3 protein-coding genes are annotated in these 1,228 nt (G+C 50.7%); all 3 read right to left on the reverse strand.

The window, feature by feature from the left end; all coding sequences use genetic code 11:
- Positions 1-147 precede the first annotated feature (147 nt).
- On the reverse strand, positions 148-447 hold the full coding sequence (locus tag KQI64_RS05560; RefSeq protein WP_216523731.1) for a hypothetical protein: 300 nt from the start codon (positions 445-447) through the stop codon (positions 148-150).
- A 3-nt stretch (positions 448-450) separates the two neighbouring features.
- Positions 451-1,029, reverse strand: a complete 579-nt coding sequence (locus KQI64_RS05565; RefSeq protein WP_216523732.1) for a carbonic anhydrase — start codon at positions 1,027-1,029, stop codon at positions 451-453.
- 19 nt (positions 1,030-1,048) lie between these two features.
- The coding region (locus tag KQI64_RS05570; protein ID WP_330623020.1) for a hypothetical protein at positions 1,049-1,228 on the reverse strand (180 nt) is incomplete at its 5' end.

The raw sequence follows: 1,228 nt of genomic DNA on the forward strand, positions 1-1,228 counted from the left end.
CAATCTTTGTGGTCTATTTTCCGCAATACTTCGTTGTCGTCCTTGCAAGGCGCCAGCCTTGCGGCGTCCTTCGCCTCGTCTTGCGAAAAATATCCTCGCAAATCTTTATCTACTTTTTATCTGAGATTAGTATTATTCTTCCATTTTTCAGCTTATCGAAAAAACGTTTTGGGGCGCGGTCTTTCGCTCCGCCTGCTCATAATACGCAAGCGTGTCCCTGACAATGATCTCGATCATCTGCTTTTTGTTTTTTACGCCCTTCGGCAGACTGAAATAAACATACCACGCACCGGGATAATCCCGGACTCTTTCGCTGTAATCGCCTATGGTGCGGTTGTCGACCACGAACCGAACCTTCGGATTGATCGCCTGAGCCTGCTTCAAGGCTGCTTCTCTGAGCTTTTGGACGTCCTCCTCGACGTCCTTCAAATAATTGTCCTCACTCATGTCTTACTCCTCAAACTCCACCGAGCCGTCCTCAAGACGATAGAGCGCTCCGACGACCCGCAAGCCGTGTTCCTCCTCCTCGTGAATGGCGAGGCTGTTTTCGATTACGGAAATGCTGCGGCGCACATTCAGGCGGCAGGCTTCCTCCTCGTCGGTCTCGTCGCCGATCGCAAGGCGTATCTCGTCGGTGATGAATTTGATGTAGCCGTCGGGGTCGTGGTTGATGGCGGCGTCCACCGCTCCGCAGTGGTTGTGACCCATCACGACGATCAGCTTCACGCCGAGGTGCGACGCGGCGTACTCCACAGAACCGAGCTGGTGGTCGTCCATCACATTACCGGCAACACGAATCACAAACAACTCGCCGATGCCCGCGCTGAATACGCTTTCGGGAATCACACGCGAATCCGAACAAGTAATGATGATCGCATACGGCTGCTGCCCGTTCCGACAGGTATCAAGCCGCTTTTCAGGCGAAATATCGCCGCTGCCGGTTCTGCTGTTCATGTATATTTGATTGCCGCTTTTCAGCTTTTCCAACGCTTCATCGGCGCTGAGATTTTTGATTATTTCATGTGACATTATTCATCATTCCTTTGTGTTATGAATGTTCTATTCTTTGAAAATACTTTTCTGACTTCTCATCGCATATCCGCAATATCTCCCGCTTTTCTTCATCAGTCAGATTCTTCCACACTGTCGGCTCCACCTCGATGATGCCGAGGGTTTTGGTGTGGCGGAGCATCTGCATATCTTCAAAGCGTTTGAACGGATTTGCAAG

Source organism: Lachnoclostridium sp. MSJ-17 (assembly GCF_018918205.1).
Taxonomy (GTDB): Bacteria; Bacillota; Clostridia; order Oscillospirales; family Acutalibacteraceae; genus Ruminococcoides.